The 20,240-nt window shown below is 67.2% G+C and carries 16 protein-coding genes; 9 read left to right on the forward strand and 7 right to left on the reverse strand.

Annotated elements, in window-relative coordinates; all coding sequences use genetic code 11:
* The first annotated feature begins 3 nt into the window (after positions 1-3).
* The 3 genes from bcsB to FVF58_RS08900 are packed head-to-tail and all read left to right on the forward strand — an operon-like array spanning position 4 to position 8,460.
* Entirely contained in the window at positions 4-2,577 is a 2,574-nt protein-coding gene (gene bcsB, locus FVF58_RS08890; RefSeq protein WP_149669540.1) for a cellulose biosynthesis cyclic di-GMP-binding regulatory protein BcsB, read from the forward strand.
* Positions 2,578-2,587: 10 nt separating this feature from the next.
* A complete protein-coding gene (bcsZ, locus tag FVF58_RS08895; RefSeq protein WP_149669541.1) occupies positions 2,588-3,769 on the forward strand; it encodes a cellulose synthase complex periplasmic endoglucanase BcsZ in 1,182 nt (393 codons plus the stop codon).
* A complete protein-coding gene (locus tag FVF58_RS08900) occupies positions 3,760-8,460 on the forward strand; it encodes a cellulose synthase subunit BcsC-related outer membrane protein (protein ID WP_149669542.1) in 4,701 nt (1,566 codons plus the stop codon). Before bcsZ ends, FVF58_RS08900 begins: the two co-directional genes overlap by 10 nt.
* A 147-nt stretch (positions 8,461-8,607) precedes the next feature.
* Here the strand turns inward: FVF58_RS08900 and FVF58_RS08905 are convergent, their stop codons facing one another.
* The 5 genes from FVF58_RS08905 to gtdA form a co-directional block, all read right to left on the reverse strand.
* Complete coding sequence (locus FVF58_RS08905; protein WP_149669543.1) at positions 8,608-9,975, reverse strand: MFS transporter; 1,368 nt, start codon at positions 9,973-9,975, stop codon at positions 8,608-8,610.
* A 51-nt stretch (positions 9,976-10,026) separates the two neighbouring features.
* Positions 10,027-11,247, reverse strand: coding sequence for a 3-hydroxybenzoate 6-monooxygenase (locus tag FVF58_RS08910; protein ID WP_149669544.1), 1,221 nt, complete (start codon positions 11,245-11,247; stop codon positions 10,027-10,029).
* A 22-nt stretch (positions 11,248-11,269) separates the two neighbouring features.
* Complete coding sequence (maiA, locus tag FVF58_RS08915; RefSeq protein WP_149669545.1) at positions 11,270-11,920, reverse strand: maleylacetoacetate isomerase; 651 nt, start codon at positions 11,918-11,920, stop codon at positions 11,270-11,272.
* Positions 11,921-11,942: 22 nt separating this feature from the next.
* Positions 11,943-12,641, reverse strand: a complete 699-nt coding sequence (locus FVF58_RS08920) for a fumarylacetoacetate hydrolase family protein (RefSeq protein WP_149669546.1) — start codon at positions 12,639-12,641, stop codon at positions 11,943-11,945.
* Positions 12,642-12,754: 113 nt separating this feature from the next.
* Positions 12,755-13,801 carry a gentisate 1,2-dioxygenase gene (gtdA, locus tag FVF58_RS08925; RefSeq protein WP_149669547.1) on the reverse strand — a complete coding sequence of 349 codons (1,047 nt, stop codon included), beginning with the start codon at positions 13,799-13,801 and terminating at the stop codon, positions 12,755-12,757.
* 150 nt (positions 13,802-13,951) lie between these two features.
* On the opposite strand from gtdA, the gene FVF58_RS08930 reads away from it, so the two are divergent.
* Positions 13,952-14,896: a LysR substrate-binding domain-containing protein gene (locus tag FVF58_RS08930; protein ID WP_149669548.1), complete on the forward strand. Its 945-nt coding sequence runs from the start codon at positions 13,952-13,954 to the stop codon at positions 14,894-14,896.
* A 164-nt stretch (positions 14,897-15,060) separates the two neighbouring features.
* Here the strand turns inward: FVF58_RS08930 and FVF58_RS51295 are convergent, their stop codons facing one another.
* Entirely contained in the window at positions 15,061-15,210 is a 150-nt protein-coding gene (locus FVF58_RS51295) for a hypothetical protein (protein WP_188130755.1), read from the reverse strand.
* A gap of 365 nt (positions 15,211-15,575) precedes the next feature.
* Between FVF58_RS51295 and FVF58_RS08935 the strand changes: the two genes are divergently transcribed.
* The 5 genes from FVF58_RS08935 (at position 15,576) to FVF58_RS08955 (ending at position 19,756) form a co-directional block, all read left to right on the forward strand.
* Complete coding sequence (locus FVF58_RS08935) at positions 15,576-16,061, forward strand: FecR family protein (protein WP_149669549.1); 486 nt, start codon at positions 15,576-15,578, stop codon at positions 16,059-16,061.
* A complete protein-coding gene (locus FVF58_RS08940) occupies positions 16,058-16,675 on the forward strand; it encodes an OmpA family protein (RefSeq protein ID WP_149669550.1) in 618 nt (205 codons plus the stop codon). Before FVF58_RS08935 ends, FVF58_RS08940 begins: the two co-directional genes overlap by 4 nt.
* Positions 16,676-16,698: 23 nt before the next feature.
* A complete protein-coding gene (locus FVF58_RS08945; protein WP_246216987.1) occupies positions 16,699-18,198 on the forward strand; it encodes a CHASE2 domain-containing protein in 1,500 nt (499 codons plus the stop codon).
* 323 nt (positions 18,199-18,521) lie between these two features.
* Positions 18,522-19,247, forward strand: a complete 726-nt coding sequence (locus FVF58_RS08950) for a cytochrome c oxidase assembly protein (protein ID WP_188130756.1) — start codon at positions 18,522-18,524, stop codon at positions 19,245-19,247.
* Positions 19,244-19,756, forward strand: coding sequence for a CopD family protein (locus FVF58_RS08955; protein ID WP_149669551.1), 513 nt, complete (start codon positions 19,244-19,246; stop codon positions 19,754-19,756). Before FVF58_RS08950 ends, FVF58_RS08955 begins: the two co-directional genes overlap by 4 nt.
* Here the strand turns inward: FVF58_RS08955 and FVF58_RS08960 are convergent.
* Positions 19,720-20,232, reverse strand: a complete 513-nt coding sequence (locus tag FVF58_RS08960) for a DUF2231 domain-containing protein (protein ID WP_149669552.1) — start codon at positions 20,230-20,232, stop codon at positions 19,720-19,722. The two genes, FVF58_RS08955 and FVF58_RS08960, sit on opposite strands and share 37 nt — an antisense overlap.
* Between the last annotated feature and the right edge of the window lie 8 nt (positions 20,233-20,240).

Below are 20,240 nucleotides of genomic sequence, written 5' to 3' on the forward strand. Positions count from 1 at the left end.
TCTATGGGCAACAGGATGGCGAAGGACCGAATCGAACGCTCGACTCACGAGCGCAGTGAAGCTGGATCGCGCCTTGGAACGCACCGGCGTTTGTCCGGACGCCGCGCTTCGCAACGGCTGATGCGCGGCCTCGCCTGCTGGCTCGCGTTGCAGACCGCGCTGGCGGCGCCGCTGGCGTCGGCGGCTGAAGTGGCGGCGGCAGCCTTGAGCGGAGGCGCGGCACCGGCCACCGGCCAGGGCGCCGCGAACCAGCCCGCCGCCGCCCCGCGCGCGGCCACCGGCGTGGGCAACGTGCCCGCGCCCAGCCCCGCAGTGGCATTCGACCCGAACGCGATCCAGCAGCCGCAACTCGCGACACCCACGCCAGCCCTCAGCGCGGCGGGCACGAAAGCGTTGGGCGTCAGGACGCCGACCACGGCCGAACCCGGCACGCTGGTGCCGGGCGGCCGCCGTCAAACGCTGACCTTCGCCGACCTCGGCGCGCTCGATCCGCTGCAACTGCGCGGCACCGACGGCCAGAACGGCGTGGCGTTTTCCGTGCGCGGCGATGAAGTGGTGACCGGCGCGGTGCTGCATCTGATCTACAGCTACTCGCCCGCGCTGCTCGCCAACCTCTCGCAACTCAAGGTGCTGGTGAACGGCGAAGTCGCCGCCACGTTGCCGGTGCCGCACGAACAGGCCGGCATGCTGGTGGCGCGCGACGTGTCGATCGACCCGCGCTTCATCACCGAATTCAACCACCTGAACGTGCAGCTGATCGGTCATTACACGACCAGTTGCGAAGACCCGGCGAGTTCGTCGTTGTGGGCCACCGCCAGCAATGCCAGCTCGCTCGACCTGACCTATGCGTCGCTCGCCAGCAAGGCGGACCTGGCCGCGCTGCCGCAGCCGTTCTTCGACCGTCGCGACGTGCGCCGCCTGGAGCTGCCGTTCGTGTTCCCGCCCAAGCCGGGCGCGGGCACGCTCGAAGCGGGCGGCATCGTCGCATCGTGGTTCGGCGCCCTCGCCGGTTATCGCGGCGCGGTGTTTCCAGCGCAACTGGACAACCCGCCGCTGTCGGGTAACGCGGTGGTGTTCGCCACCGCCGACCAGCGCCCGGCCGGCGTCACGCTGCCGGCGATCTCCGGCCCGACCATCGCGGTGGTCGATCGCGAAGCGCCCGCGCGCGGCAAGCTGCTGCTCGTGATGGGCCGCACCGAAGCAGAACTCAAAACCGCCGCGAAATCGCTCGGCATCGGTCAGAACACGCTGAGCGGCCAGAGCGCGACGATCACGCAGCTGACCGAACTAGCGCCGCGCGTGCCGTACGACGCGCCAAACTGGCTGCCGACCAACCGTCCGGTGCGCTTCGGCGAACTCGCCAATCCGCGCGATCTGACCGTGTTCGGGTACGACGCCGACGCCGTGCGCGTGAACATGCGCGTACCGCCCGATCTGTTCATGTGGCACACGCGCGGCGCGCCGCTCGATCTGCTCTACCGCTACACGGTGCGGCCGGCGCGCGACCGCTCGTCGCTGAACGTCAGCGTGAACAACGGCTTCGTGCAGGCGCTGCCGATTCCGGCCGAGTCCGCCTCGGTGTTCGAACTGAGCCACTACTTCGGCCGCATCATGCCCGACCGGACCGCCGAAGCACGCCGCACCGTGCGCATTCCGCCGCTGCTTCTGACGCCGCGCGCGCAGCTTCGCCTGCATTTCTACTACGACATTCCGAACACCGGCGAATGTCATGGCCGGATGCTCGACAACGTAGTCGGCGCAATCGATCCGAACTCGACCATCGACCTGTCGTCGTTCCCGCATTACATGGCGCTGCCCGATCTGGCCGCGTTCGCCAATAGCGGCTTCCCGTTCACGCGCATGGCGGACCTCTCCGAGACCGCCGTGATCCTGCCGAACGACGCCGATTCGAGCGACTACAGCCTGTATCTGCTGACCATGGGCCGCATGGGTGAATCGACCGGCTACCCGGTGACGGGCGTGACGGTCGGCACCGCCGACGACGCCGACAAGTACGCGAACAAGGACCTGATGATTTTCGGCGCGCCGGGCAAGCAACCGCTGTTGCAGCGCTGGTCCAGGTCGATGCCGTTCTCGAGCGACGGCAACGCGCACATGTTCCGGCTCTCCGACATCGCCTTCTGGCTGCAGGATTGGTGGCATGGCGAACGCGGCGTCGAACGCACGCCCGCCCGCGCCGACCTGACGCTGGTGAGTTCGAACGGCTCCGCCTTGCTGACCGGTTTCGAGTCGCCGCTGCAGAAAAGCCGCAGCGCCGTCGCGCTGGTGAGCGCGGCCGGCCAGTCGGACGCCGACCTCTCGGGCGCGCTGCTCGACGCCGACGTGCTGCCGAAGATTCAAGGCGCGATGGCCGTGATCCACGGCCGCGACGTCACCATCACGTCGAACGGCGATGCGTACTTTGTCGGCCATCTGTCGCCGCAGGAGTATCTGCGCTGGGCGCTGTCGTCGCATCCGCTGCTGTTGATGCTGGGCGGCGTGCTCGCCGCGCTGATCATCGCGGGCCTCTTCTACCGGACGCTGCGCTCGATCGCCGCGCGCCGCCTGAAGAACTGATAGGACGGGTATGCGGGTTCGAATCAACAAGAAGATTGGCATTGCGCTGACGCTCGGCATGGCGGCGTCGGCGAGTTTCGGCAGCGTCGTGAAAGTCGCGCAGAGCGGCGGCGCGCCTGCCGCGTGCGGCGAATGGAGCGGCTATCGCACGTTCGTCGAACGCTTCGTGCAGGCCGACGGCCGCGTGATCGACTACTCGACGCCGACCCAGCAGACCACCTCGGAAGGCCAGTCGTACGGCCTCTTCTTCGCGCTCGTCGCGAACGACCGCGCGACCTTCGACCGCCTGCTCGCGTGGACCCGCACCAATCTCGCGGGCAACCAGTTCGACGCGCACAACGCGCAGCTGCCCGCCTGGCAGTGGGGCAAAAAAGCGGACGGCTCGTATGGCGTGCTCGATCCGAATTCCGCGTCCGACTCCGACCTGTGGCTCGCCTACGACCTGCTGCAAGCCGGCCGCCTGTGGCACGAGGCGAGCTATACGCAACTCGGCGAGGCGCTCGCCGCGCAGATCGTGCGCGCGGAGATCACCACGCTGCCCGGCGTCGGGCCGATGCTGCTGCCCGGACCGCAAGGCTTCAAAAGCGCCGGCGTGACGCGCCTGAATCCGAGCTACCTGCCGCTGCCGGTGTTGCGCGGGCTCGCGCAGGAACTGCCGGACGGTCCGTGGGCCAAGCTCGCGGACAGCGCCTACAAGCTCGTCAGGACCACCGCGCCGCAGGGCTTCGCACCCGACTGGGCGGCGTGGCAGAACGGCCAGTTCGTGGTCGATCCGAAAAACGGCGATGTCGGCAGCTACGATGCGATCCGCGTCTATCTGTGGGCCGGTCTCGCCGCGCCCGCCGATCCGCTCGCCAAGCCCTGGCTCGCCGCGCTCGGCGGCATGCGCACGAAGGTCGCGCAAACCGGCTTCCCGCCGGAGAAGGTTTCGTCGACCACCGGCGCGGCGACGGGTGAAGGCCCGTTGAGCTACTGGGGCGCGCTCGCGCCGTACTTCAAGGCGCTCGGCGACGAGCACGGGCTCGGCCTCGCGCGCACCCATCTGGCCGCGCTCGACACGACCGTGCCGGGCCGCGAACCGGTTTACTACGATCGTGTGCTGGGCTTGTTCGGCACGGGTTTCATCGACGGCCGCTATCGCTTCGACGCAAACGGCCGTCTCGTGCCAAGCTGGAGAAACGCATGCGATTGAGCGCCCTCGCGTTGTCATTGCGCTGCGCGCTGAGCGTCGCCGCCGTTTGCTATGTCGCGACGGCCGCGCCCGACGCGCTCGCGCAGGCCTCGAAAGATCCGCTAAGCGTGCTGATCGATCAGGGCAAGTACTGGCAGTCGCATCAGCGCGGCGACCTCGCCGAGCAGGCGTGGCTGAAGGTGCTGCGCATCGATCCGAACCAGCCCGATGCGCTGTTCGGCATGGGCATGGTGCTCTCCGACCGCAAGGACGGCGCCGGCGCGCAGCAATATCTGGCGCGTCTGAAGGCGGCTGCGCCGAACTATCCGAATCTGGACGAACTGGGCCGGCGGCTGGGCGAAACGAGCCCGCGCGACCAGACGGTCAACGACGCGCGGCGGCTCGCGCAAAGCGGCCAGAGCGCGAGCGCGGTGCAGGAATATCAGCGCGCGCTGCAGGGCAAACCGGCCACCCCGCAATTGCAGCTGGAGTACTACCAGGCGCTGTCGGCCACGCCGCAGGGCTGGGATCAGGCGCGCCGCGGGCTTGAGGCGCTCGCGCGCGACAACCCCGACGACCCGCGCTACGCGCTCGCCTACGCGCAGCACCTGACCTATCGCGACGTGACGCGCCGCGACGGCATCGCGCGATTGCAAAAGCTCGCCGCCGACGGCGCGGTCGGCGCGGCCGCGAAAAAGAGCTGGCGTCAGGCGCTGTTGTGGCTGGACGCGCGGCCCTCGGACGCCGCGCTCTACCAGGCGTATCTGCAAACCGCACCCGACGACGCCGCCGTCAAGGCGCGCTTCGATTCGATGGTGCAGCAGGACAGCGCGGCGCGCGCGCGTTCGCAGGAAAACGCCGCCGTCGATGTGCGCGGCCGCGTGATCGCCGACGGATTCGCCGCGCTCGACCGCAACGACGTCGCGACCGCACGCGCGAAGTTTTCGTCGGTGCTCGCCAGCAGTCCGAACGATTCCGACGCGCTCGGCGGCATGGGCATCGCCGCGCTGAAGCAGGAACGCTTCGCCGAAGCGCGCAACTATCTGGAACGCGCGTCGCGCAGCGGCAACCCGGCGCGCTGGAAGACCGCGCTCGATAGCGCGACCTACTGGACCTACACGAGCGACGCGATCGGCGCGCGCAGCAACGGCGAGTTCGCGAAGGCGAAGTCGCTGTTCGAGCGCGCGATCGCGCTGAATCCGTCCGATGTCACCGCGCAGGTGCTGCTCGGCGAAATGCTGCTCGCGAACCACGACCCGGCCGGCGCGGAACAGGCGTACCGGATGGCGCTGCGCCGCCAGGCCGACAACCCCGATGCGATTCGCGGACTGGTCGGCGCGCTCGCCGCGCAAGGCCGCGGCGACGAGGCGCTGCAATTCGCCAATCAGCTGAATACCGAACAGCAGTCGAAGGCGGGCGGCATCAACCGTCTGCGCGGCGAGGCGCAGGCCGCGCAGGCGCGCGCGGCCGAAGCGCGCGGCGATCTGGGCAGCGCGCGCAGCCTGTTCGAAGACGCGCTGCTAAACACGCCCGACGATCCGTGGCTGCGGCTCGACCTCGCGCGCATCTACGTGCGCCAGGGCGCGGTCGCGAACGCGCGCAGCATGATGGACGGCCTGCTCGCCGCCCATCCCGACATGACCGACGCGTTGTACGCGAGCGCGTTGCTGTCGGCGGAAACGCAGGACTGGAGCGCGGGTCTCGCGCAACTCGACCGCATCGCGCCCGCTCAGCGCACCGACGCGATGACCAGCTTGCAGCATCGCCTGTGGGTGCATCAGCAGGCCGACATCGCGACACGGCTCGCGCGCAACGGCCAGACGCAACAGGCGCTCGCGACGTTGCAAGCCGCCGAGCCGGTTGCCGGCAACAGCCCCGAGCTGATCGGCGTGATCGCCGGCGCCTATCAGCAGGCGGGCGATCCGAACCGCGCGCTGGGCCTCGTGCGGGCGGCGATGAACGCGGCGCCCGGCAACACCGATCTGCTGCTGCAGTACGCGGGCATTCTGTCCGCGACCGGCCAGGAAGCCGAACTCGGCAACGTGATGCGCCGGCTCTCGTCGATGCAGTTGACGCCGCAGCAGCGCACCGACTTCGGCAATCTGAATCTCGCCATCGTCATCAGGCAAGCCGATGCGGTCCGGCAGCGCGGCGATCTCGCCAGCGCCTACGACGTGATCGCGCCGTGGCTCGCGGCCATGCCCGACAACCCCGATCTGCAAGCCGCACTCGGCCGCCTCTACTCGAGCGCCGGCGACGACCGCAATGCGCTCGCCAGCTATCGTGTCGCGCTGCAGCGCCGGCCCGACGACCTGAACCTGCTGCAGGCGGCGATCCCCGCCGCGGTCGGCGCGAAGCAGTTCAGCTATGCCGAATCGCTCGCGAATCAGGCGTTGAGCGAGGCGCCCAACGATCCGGGCGTGCTCGCGACGGTGGGCCGCATGTATCGCGCGCAAGGCAAGCTGTCGCTCGCGTCGACTTATCTGCAGCGCTCGCTGGTCGCGGCCAATACACCGCTGGGCAATGCGCCGCGCGGCAACCCGGCGAGCAACGTGCCGCGCGGCTGGGAAACCGCGATGCGACAGATCGGCGCGACGCCACTGCCGGGCACCAATCCGTTCGAAGGCAAAACGGCCACGGTCACCTCGACCGGCGCCGACAATGCCGCGCGCGCAGCCAATCCGTATTCGCAGTCCTCCTTGCCGACGCAGACCGTGCCGAACTATCCGCCGCCCGCGCAGCCCGCGCCTTACGTCGCGCCTTATACGGCGCCCGCCCAGCCTTATGCGCCGAACGCCGCGCCCACCACGCTGCCGTATAACGCGCCCCGCTCGGGCGCCGACTCGGGCGGTTATGGCCAGGAGACTTACGGGTCGAGCCAGTCGGGTGCGCCGTTGCAGCCTTATCCGGGGCAAGGGCAGCCGCAGATGCAGAGCCAGGCGCCGATGCAGAGTCAGGCGCAGATGCCGCCGCAGTACAACGCCCCCGCGTATCCGCAGCAGGCGCCTTATCCTCAGCAGGCGCCCTATCCGCAACAAGCCCAATATGGCGCGCCCGATGGCTATGCCACGACGCCGTGGCCGATGTCGCCCGCCGCGCGTCAGGCGCAGGCCAATGCAGGTTCGATGCAGCAGCCGTATCCCGCATCGGGCTCATCCACGCGACGCTCGACCGGCAAGAAGCAAAGCACGTCGAAGACCAGTGGCAACGCGCCGGCTTATGCGCAGGCGCCGTATCCACAGCAGCCCTACGCGCAACAACAGCCGTACTACGGGCAGCAAGCCTATCCGCAGCAACGGCAGCCCTACGCGCAGCAACCTTATCAACCGTATCCGCCGCAGCAGCAGGCGTATCCGAATCAGGGCTACTACGCGCAACAGCAGCCGTATATTCCACAGCCGCCCGCCGGCTACGCGCAACCGTACTACCCGCAGCAACCCGGCGCGACCGGCGGCGGCAACGCGTCGAACGTGGCGAACACGCAAACGCTCGGCGTCGCGGAAGAACTGGCGCAGATCAATCGCGAGCAGGCGAGCACCGTGTCGGGCGGGATCGTGTTCCGCAATCGCAGCGGCGAGGACGGCCTGTCCACGCTCACCGATATCGAAGCGCCGATCCAGGGGCGCATCAAGGCGGGCAACGGCCATGTCGTCGTCACGGCGACCCCCGTCACGCTCGACGCCGGCACCGCGTCCAACAACGTCTCGACGCTCGCGCGCTTCGGCGCCGGCCTGTCCAACAACGCGTCGGCGATGGCGGCGGTCGCGGGCAACAACACCTACGGCAGCCAGACGGCGAGCGGCGTGGGCCTGTCGCTCGGCTATGAAAGCCGCAGCGTCAACGCCGATATCGGCGTGACGCCGCTCGGCTTCCGCGAGACCAACATCGTGGGCGGCGCGCAGTACAACGGCGGCATCACCGACAAGGTGTCTTATTCGCTCGCGGTCGCGCGGCGCGCCGTCACCGACAGCCTGCTCCCGTACGCGGGCGCGCACGACTCCGGCTCCGGCCTCGAATGGGGCGGCGTCACGTCGACCGGCGGCCTCGCCAGCCTCGCGTGGGACGACGGCACGAGCGGCCTGTATACGAACGCTTCGTACCAGTACTACGGCGGCAATAACGTCGCGAGCAATAACGCCGTCAAGGGCGGCGGCGGGGTCTACACGCGCCTCCTGAAAGACGCCGACCAGACGCTCACGGTCGGCGTGAACACGACGCTGATGCACTACGACAAGAACCTGTCGTACTTCACGTATGGCCAAGGCGGCTACTTCAGCCCGCAACAGTACGTGATCCTGAATTTGCCGGTGGAATTTACCGGCCGCAACGGTCTGTTCACCTATGACCTGAAGGGCTCGATCGGCGTGCAGCATTACCGTCAGGACGCGTCGAACTACTTCCCGCTGAACGACGACTCCGGCCGGCAGGCAGCGGCGGCGGAGAATGCGGCGCGGATCGGCAGTGGCGTGGATAGCGGCGCGGTCTATCCCGGCCAGAGCAAGACGGGCGTGTCGTATTCGCTCAGCGCGGTCGGCGAATATCAACTGGCGCCGCAGCTGGCGTTCGGCGCGACCGCTTCGCTCGGCAACGCCTATGAATATCGCGAGTGGCTCGCGGCGGTGTATGTGCGATACAGCTTCAGCAAGCAGACGGGCTTGCAGCCGTTCCCGCCGACTCCGCTGAGTTCGCCTTATCTGTCGTTGTCGAACTAGCGGATGGTGTCATGCCTGGGCGGTGGCGTGCTGCTGGAGCCGCCGCCGAGGCAAGGTCGATGATGCACGAACCGGTGCCGCGCGGCGGCGCCTGAGCTTCAGCACGGCGCGCGGTCCTTGGGCCATGCGTTTCAAAAGCGCGGCGCGCTAGCTGACCGAACGAGGTTCGGTCAGCACCGGCACGTCGCCGAGCGGCAACGCCTTCGACCTGGCCAGCCCCAGCGCCATCATCGACACCCCCGCGACAATCGCCGGCGCACCCGCGAGCAGAAACAGCGCCGGCATCGTCAGCCCCATCGCCAGCATCGTGCCGCCCGCGAGCGACCCCGCCACCGAGCCCATGCGGCCTACACCATTGGCCCAGCTCACGCCGGTCGCGCGGCAATCGGTCGGATAGAACGCGGCCGACAGCGCATTCGCGCCGACCTGCGAGCCCGAGATGCAGAACCCCGCGCAAAACACGGCCAGCGCCGCCAGCCAGGGCGTGGCCGCGAGGCTGCCGATCGCCGCGACGAACACCCCCGCCGCCGCATAGCTGACCGCCAGCACGTAGTGCGGATTGATGCGGTCCATCAGCCAGCCCAGCACGATCGCACCGAGCGTTCCGCCGACCTGGAACATCGCGGTGACCAGCGCCGCCGTTTGCAGCGACACGCCGTTCGCGCGCAGCAAAGTCGGCAGCCAGCTCGACAGCAGATAGATCACCAGCAGGCTCATGAAAAACGTCAGCCACATCAGCAAGGTGCCGCGCAGCAGATCACGCCTGAACAGCTGTCCGACCGGCGAGCCGCCTGGCTTGCCGTGCGATGCCGTGAACGTGGCAAGCGACAGGTCTTCGTCCGGCGCGATGCGCGCGAGCACCCGCGCCACCTGCTGCGGCTCCTTGCCGAGCGCCACGAGATAGCGCACCGACTCGGGCAGCCGCCACACGAGGATCGGCAGCAGCAACAGCGGAGCGACGCCGCCGGTGAGAAGGACGGCGCGCCAGCCGTAGCGCTCCATCAGCGCGGCCGCGACGAAACCGCCGAGCGCCGAGCCCACGGTAAAGCCGCAAAACATCGTGGTCACGAGGAAAGAGCGGCGCGACGCGGGGCAGTATTCCGAGGTCAGCGTGATGGCGTTGGGCATAGCGCCGCCCAGACCGAGGCCGGTCAAAAAGCGCAACGCAATGAGTTCAGCCGGCGTGCCGGCCCACGCCGACACCACGCTCGCGAGCCCGAAGCCCAGCACGCACCACAGCAGCAGCCGCTTGCGGCCGAGGCGGTCGCCAAATGGACCGAACAGCAGCGCACCGGCCATCAGACCGGCCAGGCCCGCGCCGAAGATCGGCGCGAGCTGCGTGGGAGCGAGCTGCCACTGCGCGCGGATCGCCGGTGCGATGAAGCCGATCGCCGCGGTATCGAAACCGTCGATCGCGACGATCAGAAAGCACAACACGACGATCGCCAGTTGAAAAGGCGACACGCGGTTGCGGTCGATCAGCTCCGTGACATTGACGGGCGTCTGAGTTTTCATGGGGTGTCTCCTCCAGCTATGAATGTTTGTTATCCGGCCATCATCGACTCCTCAGGCCACGCCCTTCAGGCAGTCCTCGGCGCGCCAGCCGTGCAGCCATTGCAACGCGTCGTAGAACTGCTCCTGCGTGCGTCCCACCCACAGCGAGTTGCGCACCTGGCGCTCGACGCCCTTCGCGTGATAGATCCGTCCCATCTCGCGCGCCGAGTACAGCACGCGCGCAGTACGCGGAATCCGCGCTTTCTCGTACAGCGCGAACGCGGCTTCGAAGTCGCCGTCGGCTGCCGCTACCGCCGCGCCTAGCGTGACCGCGTCCTCGAGTGCCTGACAGGCGCCCTGGGCCAGGTATTGCGTCATCGGGTGCGCCGCGTCGCCGAGCACCGTCGCGCGGCCGAAGCTCCAGCGTTCGACCGGATCGCGATCGGCGGTGGCCCAGCGCTTCCAGGACGTCGGGCGGTCGAGCATCTGATGCGGCAGCGGATGAATGCCTTCGAAGTACGACAGCACTTCCTCCTTGCTGCCTTCGCGCACGCCCCACTGCTCCTGTTCGCGGCTGTGGAACGTGACGACGAGGTTGTACTGCTGGCCGCCGCGCAGCGGGTAATGCACCAGGTGGCAATGCGGACCGGCCCATACCACCGGCGCGTTGATGCGCAGATCGGTGGGCATGTTCTGCACGTCGACCACCGCGCGATACACGACATGCCCGGTCACATGAGGCTCATCGCCGATCAGCGTCTGACGGACCGCCGACTTCACGCCGTCGCAGCCGATCGCGGCATCCGCGCGATAGCGCTCGCCGTGTTGGTCGGTGACCGTGACGCCGCTGTCATCCTGGTCGAGCGAACGCACCTGCGTGTTGGTGCGGAACTGGATCAGCGGATGATCCCGCACCGCCTCCAGGATCGACAGATGGATGTCGGCGCGATGAATCACCGCATACGGATTGCCGAAGCGCTGACGGTACGGCGCACCGACGTCGATATGGGCGACCTCTTTGGCGTCGATCGCGTCCATCAGATTCAGGCTGTCGGTGAATACCGCGCGGCCGCGCGCCGAGTCGCCGACACCCAGCGCGTCGAGCGCATTGAACGCGTTCGCGGCGAGCTGGATGCCCGCGCCGATCTCGCCGATCTCCGGAGCCTGCTCCAGCAACTGCACGCCGATGCCTTGCCGCGCCAGCGCCAGCGCCGCCGCCAGCCCGCCGATGCCGCCGCCGACCACGATCACGCGGCGGGTCTCCTTACGTGTCTCTTGATGTGTCTCACTCATGACTGTTGTCTCCTGTACTGCGTCAGACTCTGTAGTCCGGCTGGCGCTGCGGTTGCGCGAGTTCGAATGCCGGGTGTTCGAGCGCGTGCCGATAAACGGCGAGGCTGCGCGGATAGGCACTCAGATCGCAACCCATCCTTTGCGCATTGGCGATCTGCGGCACGAGGCAGCAGTCCGCGAGCGTCGGCTGTGCGCCGAAGCACCACGGGCCTTCCGCGTTTTGAGCATCGCGCGCCAGCAGACGCTCGACGCCCGCCATCCCTTCCGCGACCCAATGCCGGTACCACGCGTCTTTCTGTTCGGGCGATGCGCCGAGCACGTCCTGCACATAGCGCAGCACGCGCAGGTTGTCCACCGGGTGGATGTCGCAAGCGATCAGGTACGAAAGCTCGAGCACGCGGGCGCGCTCGTGCGCGTCGAGCGGAATCAGACGCGGTTCCGGATAGCGCGCATCCAGATAATCGATGATCGCCAGCGACTGGCCGAGGTGAAACTCGCCGTCGACCAGCGCGGGCACCGACGCCGACGGATTCACGTTCGCCACGTACTGCGGCTCGCGATGCGCACCCGTGCGGATATCGACCGGCAGGTAATCGTATGGCAGCCCCTTGAGGGCAAGCGCGATCCGCACTCGGTACGACGTTGAACTATTGAAGAAGCTATGAAGCTGCACGATAAAACCCGTCAAATGAAGTTCAGACCACACGCACGGTCAATTCGCCGAGCCGTTCGACACCGACGGTCATCACGTCACCTGTCCTGACCGCGCCGACCCCTTCCGGCGTGCCGGTGTAGATCACGTCGCCCGGTTCGAGACGGAAGAACTTCGACAGATCGGCAACCGTCTCGGCCACCGACCAGATCAGATGGGACACATCGCTCTTCTGCTTCGTGTCGCCATTGACCGTCAGCCACAAGCCGGCCTTTTCGAAGTGCCCGGTCGCGCTGGCCGGATGGATCGGGCCGATCGGCGCCGAACGGTCGAACGCCTTGCCGATTTCCCACGGGCGCCCCATTTCGCGCATCTTCATCTGCAGATCGCGGCGCGTCATGTCGAGGCCGACTGCGTAGCCCCACACGTGGTCGAGCGCCTGGTCCAGCGGAATGTCGGAGCCCGCCTTGCCGATCACCGCAACCAGTTCCGCTTCGTAGTGATAGTTCTGCGTCTGCGACGGGTACGCGAGTTCGAGCGTTTCGCCGTAGGCGAGCGGCACGAGCGCGTCGGCCGGCTTGCAGAAGAAGAACGGCGGCTCGCGATCCGGATCGAAGCCCATTTCGCGCGCATGCGCGGCGTAGTTGCGGCCTACGCAATACACGCGGCGCGCCGCGAACAGATCGCTCGTGCCGACGACGGGAATACCGACGGGCGCCTCAGGGGGAAAAATAAATGCCATGTTGTGCGACTCACTCGTGCGTAAAGGGGTGAAGGGAGATCAAGGGAGAATCAAAGGCCCAGGCCGGCGCGACGCGCTTCGCGTGGTTTGTGCGCGTCGCCTGGTTGCGTCGCCTAGCTGCGCTCTTCGCGCAGCAGGTTCAGCGCGGCCAGCACCGGCCGGTCCGAATAGCTGAACAGCACGCTTTCGCTGGCAGCGGACAACTGCACCGGCACCCACGAAGGCGCGACGAATACGTCGTGCGGCTCGAAGGAAAATTCGCTTTCACCGATGCGCGCCGTGCCCTGTCCTTCCACGACGCAGTACACCGTGGCGTCGGTGCTGCGATACGTGCGGCCCTGGAAGCCGGCCGGCAGCAGCTGCATGAACGTCGCCATGGTCGGCATCGGCCAGCCGCCGGTGGTCGGGTTCACGTAACGCAGCTTCACGCCGTCCCACGCGTCGGGCTCGCCGTTGCGATACAGCGTGTCGAGCGCTTCGCGGCTGCGTTCATATGGATAACTGAAGATCGGCGAAGTCGGGTTCGACGCGACGTGGCGCACCGGCGCCATGTTGTGGCCGAAGCGCGCGAGGCTGTCGCCTTCGGGCCGCGTGACAGGCTGCATCGCGTGCGGATAGTTTTCCGCGAAGCCCGCGTCGAGACTCGCGACGAGCGGAATATCCAGGCCATCGAGCCAGACCACCGGCTCACCGCCCTCTTCGACCGCAGGGTTGCCGTGGTCGTGCCACGTCCACGACGGCGTGATGATGAAGTCGCCCGGATGCATGGTCGTGCGTTCACCGTCGACCGCGGTCCACGCGCCCTTTCCCTCGACGATGAACCGCAGCGCGGACTGCGTATGGCGATGGCTCGGCGCGATTTCGCCGGGCAGGATCAGCTGAAGCCCGGCATAGAGGCTCGGCGTCATGCTCGACTTGCCGGGCAAGCCCGGATTTTCGAGCACCAGCACCCGCCGCACCGCTTCCTCGGCGCTGATGACCGAGCCGGCCTGCATCACCAGGTCGCGCACCTGCGCATATTTCCAGATCGCGGGCTGTGCGCGCGGCTGCGGCTCGCGCGGCACGAGGCTGTGAAGGGATTCCCAAAGCGGCGTCATCCGCTGGCGGGCGATCTGTTCGTAGTAGGCCGCGCGTTGCTCGCGCTGATCGTTGGCTGACATGATGTCTCCTGGGTCTGACGGCATTGGGCGCAACACCGGTCCGGTGCGATGCGTGTTATGCATGATTTATATGCCCCCTAGCTATATCCTGTAAAATAACGAATTACTCTTATCCATATAGTTTTGGATATAGCTCAGTGAGGCACCCCAATGGACTGGACTTACCGGCTGCGTCTGAGGCATTTGCAGGTGCTGTTGAGCCTCGCTGAAACGGGCAATCTCAGCCAGTCGGCGGCCGCGCTGAATACGACGCAGCCCGCGCTGTCGAAGTGGCTCAAGGAACTGGAAGCGGATATCGGCCTCGCGCTGTTCGAGCGGCATGCGCGCGGACTGCGGCCCACCCGCCACGGGGAATCGCTGCTCGAGCACGCCCGGCGCATCGAGGCGCATCTCGACAGCGCCCGCGACGATATGCAGGCGCTACGCGACGGCGGCAGCGGACTGGTGTCGATCGGCACCTCCGGCGTGTCGAGCGCGGACACGGTTCCGCTCGCGGTGGCGCGTCTGCTCGAACAATTGCCGCGCGCGCAGGTCCGGCTGGTCGAAAGCACGATGAATCAGTTGCTCCCGCAGTTGGCCAGAGGCGAGCTGGACATCGTGGTCGGCCGCTCGTCGCCGGAGAATACGGACCCGCAGATCCAGTGTGAGAAGCTTTATGAGGAGCCGATCCACTTCGTGTCACGGCCGCAGCACCCGTTGAGCGGCAAGGACTCGCTCGACTGGGATGACCTCCTGGCCTATCAATGGATCGTGTGGCCGAACGGCACGCCGGTGAGGAACGCGCTGGAGACGGCGCTCGCCGCGGCGGGACAAACGCTGCCGGGCCGTTGTATCGAATCGAACTCATCGATCCTCAACATCACGCTGCTCAACCACACCGATCTGGTCGGCGTGGCGTCGCACCGGGCCGCACGCCGCTTCGTGCAATTGAACACGCTGCGGATTCTGCCGATGCAACTCTCGGGCTTCGGCTCGGTGTCGATGTACTGGCGTGCCGACAGCCTCAACCGCGCCGCAGTTGCGCTCGCGGTGGAGAGCCTGCGGGCGTGCGCGCAACTCGATGTCGACGAAACAGAAGAAGCGTCCGGCGCGTGAGGGGTCAGGCGCGGTTCAAAGGCCGCGGTTTTCTGCCGAGGCGCGTGCCGGATGGAAGCCAGGACTTCGGCGCTGACCGCTTCAACGCAAAGCGGATCGCCCCGATCTGCACACGACGAACCCGCTGACTCGCCGCTCTTTCGCTCCGAGCGGCAACCCAGGCTCTAGCTTCCTGAGCCCGGCGTGCCAGCGCCGCCGGCGTTGCGCTGCCGCTGTCTGCTCCGGCGCGCGCGCGCGATGCTGACGAAAATCAGCACGATCGCCAGCAGCGTCAATTCGATGAACGCGGGGATCTGAATAGGATCGTGGAACATGACGGGGCCTCCACCACGTGATCCGGCCATCTTACGCCGGTAGCAACTATCGGACGGCATGGCGTCCGTTGGGGCTTGCTCGCGGCCCAAGCCTGCCGCTCGAACCGAATGTCCGCATTGCGCGAACTTCAATGCGTCTGACCACGATATGCGTGGAACCGCACAGAGCGATCGGCGCCGGGCGCCCTATTCTGCGGGATGCCGCGAAAACGACGCCCCGGTTTCCGGGACCCGCTTTTCCCGCGTGCCGTACGCCAGTCCTAGCTCCACGAGCAGTCGAGCAAATATCGGTCACAACACCACGTTGACATCGGCAAGCCGCGCTGCCCCGTGGAAAGTAGCGCTTACGCCAGCAGGTGCCACCGATGCGTGTCCAGTCCCTCACCCGTGTCCTGATTCTCGCCTGCGGCTGCATGGCCGCCGCCAACGCGTTCGCAGCCGACGCAGCCACCCCCGCCGATGTCGCCGGCGTCGTCAAAACCGTGAAGGGCACCGTGCGCATCGAGCGGGGCGGCGGCAGCTCGGGCGCGGTCATCGGCAGCGACGTGTACAGCAGCGATCGCGTCGTGACCGGCCCGGAATCGTCCGTCGGCATCACGCTGCGCGACACGACCCAACTCTCGGCCGGCGCCAACACTACGCTCGAACTCGACCAGTTCGCGTTCAACAGCACGACCCATGACGGCGTGCTCCATGCGAGCGTCAAACATGGTTCGCTGTCGGTGATCTCCGGCAAGCTGGCTCACGCAAACCCGGACGCGGTCCGCTTCAGCACGCCGACCACCACGCTGGGCGTGCGCGGCACGGCATTCATCATCGAAGTCGGTGACCAAGGGGAGAGTGCGCGTTGAAAGCCGTCATCCGACCTCAGCGCCTCGCGTCAGCGGCGGCATTCGTCGCGTTGGCCTCACTCGCCGGCTGCAGCACGCCGCCGGACAAAATCATCCTGTTACCCGATCCGGAAGGCAACGTCGGCGCGGTCGTGGTCCACAGCGCGAAGGCCGAGCAGACCATCGACAAGGCTTACGCCGGTGTCGACGTCGCGCAGAACGGCGCGATAGAAAAGACCATGGAAAGCCAGTCCAGCGTGCAAGCCCGGTATGGCGCACTGCTCGCTGCCCGGCCGCCTCGTCCGATGACATTCACGTTGTTCTTCCTGTTCGACTCGGCCACCGAACTGGCGCCGGATTCCCCCGCCACGGTCGAAAAGCTGAAAGCCGTGCTGGCGACCTGGCCCGCGCCGCAGGTGGTGGTCATCGGTCACACCGATCTGGCGGGCTCCCAGGAGTTCAACGACCGGCTGTCGCTGCGGCGCGCCCAGAGTGCGGCGGCGTTCCTCGTCAAGCAAGGCATTCCCGCCAGCAAGATTGAGATCGCCGGCCGGGGCAAGCGCGAGCCACTGGTCCAGACGGCCGACGGCGTGCCCAACCGGATGAACCGGCGGGTCGTCATCACCATTCAATGACGCGATCCGCCGATCGCCGCTGAATGCCCCTCCCTTCGATGAAACGCTACTACGACCCATGGCGTAAGCGGATCGGAAAACTGCTGAAGGCGCTTCAGGGGCGTCCGGTGGCATTGGTGGTGCTGTTCGGGCTGAGCCTGCTCAATCTGACCAGCGAATGGCCGAGCGACATCCCGCGTCCGGCTTTCGTCGACACGCTCGACGACGCGCTGCCGGACTCGTTCAAGACGGCCCGCCAGCTGCTGTTCGATCAGTATCAACGTCACTACAAGAGGATTCCGGCGACGCAGCCCGTGACCATCGTCGAGATAGACGAGGAGACGCTGGCCAGCGTCGGTCAATGGCCGTGGCCGCGCAACCGGCTCGCGGGTCTGATCGACGCCATTGCGGCGTACAAGCCGCTCGCCATCGGTCTGGACATCTACATGCCGGAGCCGGATCAGACCTCGCCCGACCGGGTCGCCGACAATCTGCCGAAGACAGCCGCGGCGCTGGCCGCCGGGTTGCGGGCGCTGCCGAGTCACGATGCGATTCTCGCCGGCTCGCTGCGCGCGGCGCCGAGCATCCTCGGTGCGGCCGCGCTCGATCACGCCGCGTTCGCCACCCGCACCACGCTGCGCAGCGCGCTGGTCCTCGTGCACGGCGCCGATCCGCTGGACCATGTGCGGCGCTTCGAATACGTGCTCGCGAGCCTGCCCGAACTGCAGGCGGCGGCCCACGGGCAAGCGCTGCTGAGCGTGGCGCTCGAGCAGGGCGTGGTCCGGCATATTCCGCTCGTGATGGGCCTGGGCGACCGGCTGGTGCCCAGCCTGCCGATGGAAATGCTGCGCGTCGCCACGGGTTCGGCGGCGCTCGAGGTCTATGCCGACAGCTCCGGCGTGCAGGCGGTGGGCGTCGCGGATGTGCAGGTGCCCACGCAACCGGGCGGCGACATCTGGCTGCATTTCGCGTCGATCCGCTCGACCCTGGGCCGCTACGTGTCCGCGCGCGACATCCTGCAAGGCAAGGTCGACGCCGACCGCATCCGCGACAAACTCGTGCTGGTCGGACTGACCGGCGCCGGTGTGACCGACATGCGCACGACCCCGCTGGGCGAACTGGTGCCGGGTATCGAGATTCAGGCTCAGGTGATCGAGACCATCTTCGAGGGACGTTTCCTGCGCCGCCCCACCTGGCTGAAATGGGCGGAGAGCGGCTTCATCATGACCTTCGGTCTACTGATCGTCTGGTACGTGCCGCGCAAGAGATCGCGGCTCGCGGAATTCATCAGAGCCGTGCCCAAAGGGGTCGCGATGTTGGGGCTGTCCCTGCATCTGCTGAATCTCCTGTGCTGCTTCTACATCTTCATGCACTTCGGATTTCTGATCGACGCGGCCGCGATCTTCATCATCCTGTCAGCCGTGATGGGGTGCTTTCTGTCACCCGCGTTGCTCCATCAGCAGGAACAGGCGCGCGCGGAAGCCGCCCTCGCGCAAAGGCCCCCAGCCGACAAGAACGGCGCGGGCAAAGCGCCCGAGGCTTGACGCCGCGACCGAGCGTAAGCTCGCTGTCAGACGCGGCGCACAACAGCCCGCGTTCGCATAGCTGACCCTAAAGCGCGTGATTTGAACTACAGTACATGCACGATCACTCAGATCGCGAACCGTCTCGACGATTTTCCAGGTTCTTCCAACGCGTTCAACGTATCGACGTGCGAGGTGACGGAAATGGCAGATGCGGAAAGCTTCCCGGTGAGCGTGCAGGTCGGCGATCAGTTCTCCCATTCGACGAGCGCGCGCGGGTCGCGAAGAAAAAAACCGGTAACGTATCGAGGCACGGCAAGCGGCCCTTCGGAAAACAGCGCGCCATGCCCTATTTTCTAGTCGCCTACTGCGGGCCGGCCGCCGTCCCCGACGATCTGTGGCTGCGCTGGAACACCGACCCGCTGCTGCTCGCCGCGCTTGCCGCGCTCGCGTTCGTGATCGCCAGCGGCCGCTGCGCCGATGCGCGCGCGGGCTGGGCCGCGCTTGCACTGATGGCCGTCGTGTTCGTCTCGCCGCTGTGCGCGCTGTCGTCGGCCTTGTTCTCGGCACGCGTGACGCATCACATCATTCTCATCGCCGCCGTCGCGCCGTTGCTCGCGCGCGCGTTTCCGCTGCCGCGTGTCGGCTATCCACCGCTCGTCCCCGTGGTCGCCGCGCATGCGGTCATCGTCTGGCTGTGGCACGCGCCGGGCCCGTATACGTGGGGACTCGCCACGGTGCCCGCTTACTGGCTGATGCAGATCACGCTGCTCGCGAGCGCGTGGCTGATGTGGCGCGGCGTATTCGCGCCGTCGCTGCAGACGGGCGCCGCGCTGATGGCGCTGGTCGCGACGATCGGCCAGATGGGTCTGCTCGGCGCGTTGATCGTCTTCGCGCCCGCGCCGCTGTACGTCGTGCATTTCGCCAGCACCGCCGCGTGGGGGCTCACCCCGCTCGCCGACCAGCAACTGGCCGGGCTGCTGATGTGGGTGCTGGCGATGATCCCTTATCTCGCAGCGGGACTCTGGATCGCCTGGTCCAGCCTGCGCGCCAGAGAGCCCGCCCTGTGACGACCCTGCTGAAGTTCATCCATCTCGCCGCGATCGCAATCTGGTCGGGCGGCCTGATCGTGCTGCCCTTTCTGTTCCGGCAGCGCCTTGCGCTCGCGCCCGGCTCCGAACTCGACCGGCTGCACCGCATCACGAGACTGGTTTATGTGGAGCTGACTTCGCCCGCCGCGTTCGTCGCGATTGCGAGCGGCACCGCGCTGATCTTCCTGCAAGCCACCTTCGTCGAATGGTTCTCCCTGAAGATGGTGCTGGTCGGCATCATGGCGATGCTGCACGTGGTGGCGGGCCTCGTCATGCTGCATCTGTTCATGCCCGACGGACACTTCAGCCGGCTGTCGTCGATCGCGTTGACGAGCGCCTATGTGCTGGTGATCGTCGCGATCATCTGGATCGTGCTCGCGAAGCCGCACGTCGATTCAACCCTGTTCGCCCCGCATCTGTTCGAGCCCGGCGGACTCGCCCGATGGCTGCATCACTCCTTCGGCGACACCAGAATGCCGACACCATGATCGAACACGAGCTTGCCTCCATGCCAGCCGGCGAAGCCCGTCATCACCGACGCGAGCGCCGACAGCGCGAGCCCATGCGGCAGGATCTGCTCGGGAAAGTAGAGACGCACGCCCCAGTTGGCGCCGGCAATCGCGACGAGCGTCATCGCGGCCACCGCGTGGGACCAGCTCGCTTCCCTGAGGCGGATGCCGCGCACGAGCAGCAGTTCGGCGGTGCCGACGAGGCTCGCGCCCACGCCGCTCCAGAACGCGAAGCCGGCCGCCCAGAGACCCGCCCTGATCCAGAACGGATCGCCCGACCACCAGTAGATGACGTCCACGCCGAGCGTGGCGACGACGAACGCAATCGGGAAGTGCACCATCATCACGTGGATCGGATGGCCGACGAAGGCCACCGCCGAACCCGCGTCGAGCCGCAGCAACTCCAGCAGCACTTCGCTTTTCGGATGAGATCCGGAATCGTCTTTCCTTGCCATGGTTCGTA

Source organism: Paraburkholderia panacisoli, from assembly GCF_008369935.1.
GTDB classification, from domain to species: Bacteria; Pseudomonadota; Gammaproteobacteria; order Burkholderiales; family Burkholderiaceae; genus Paraburkholderia; species Paraburkholderia panacisoli.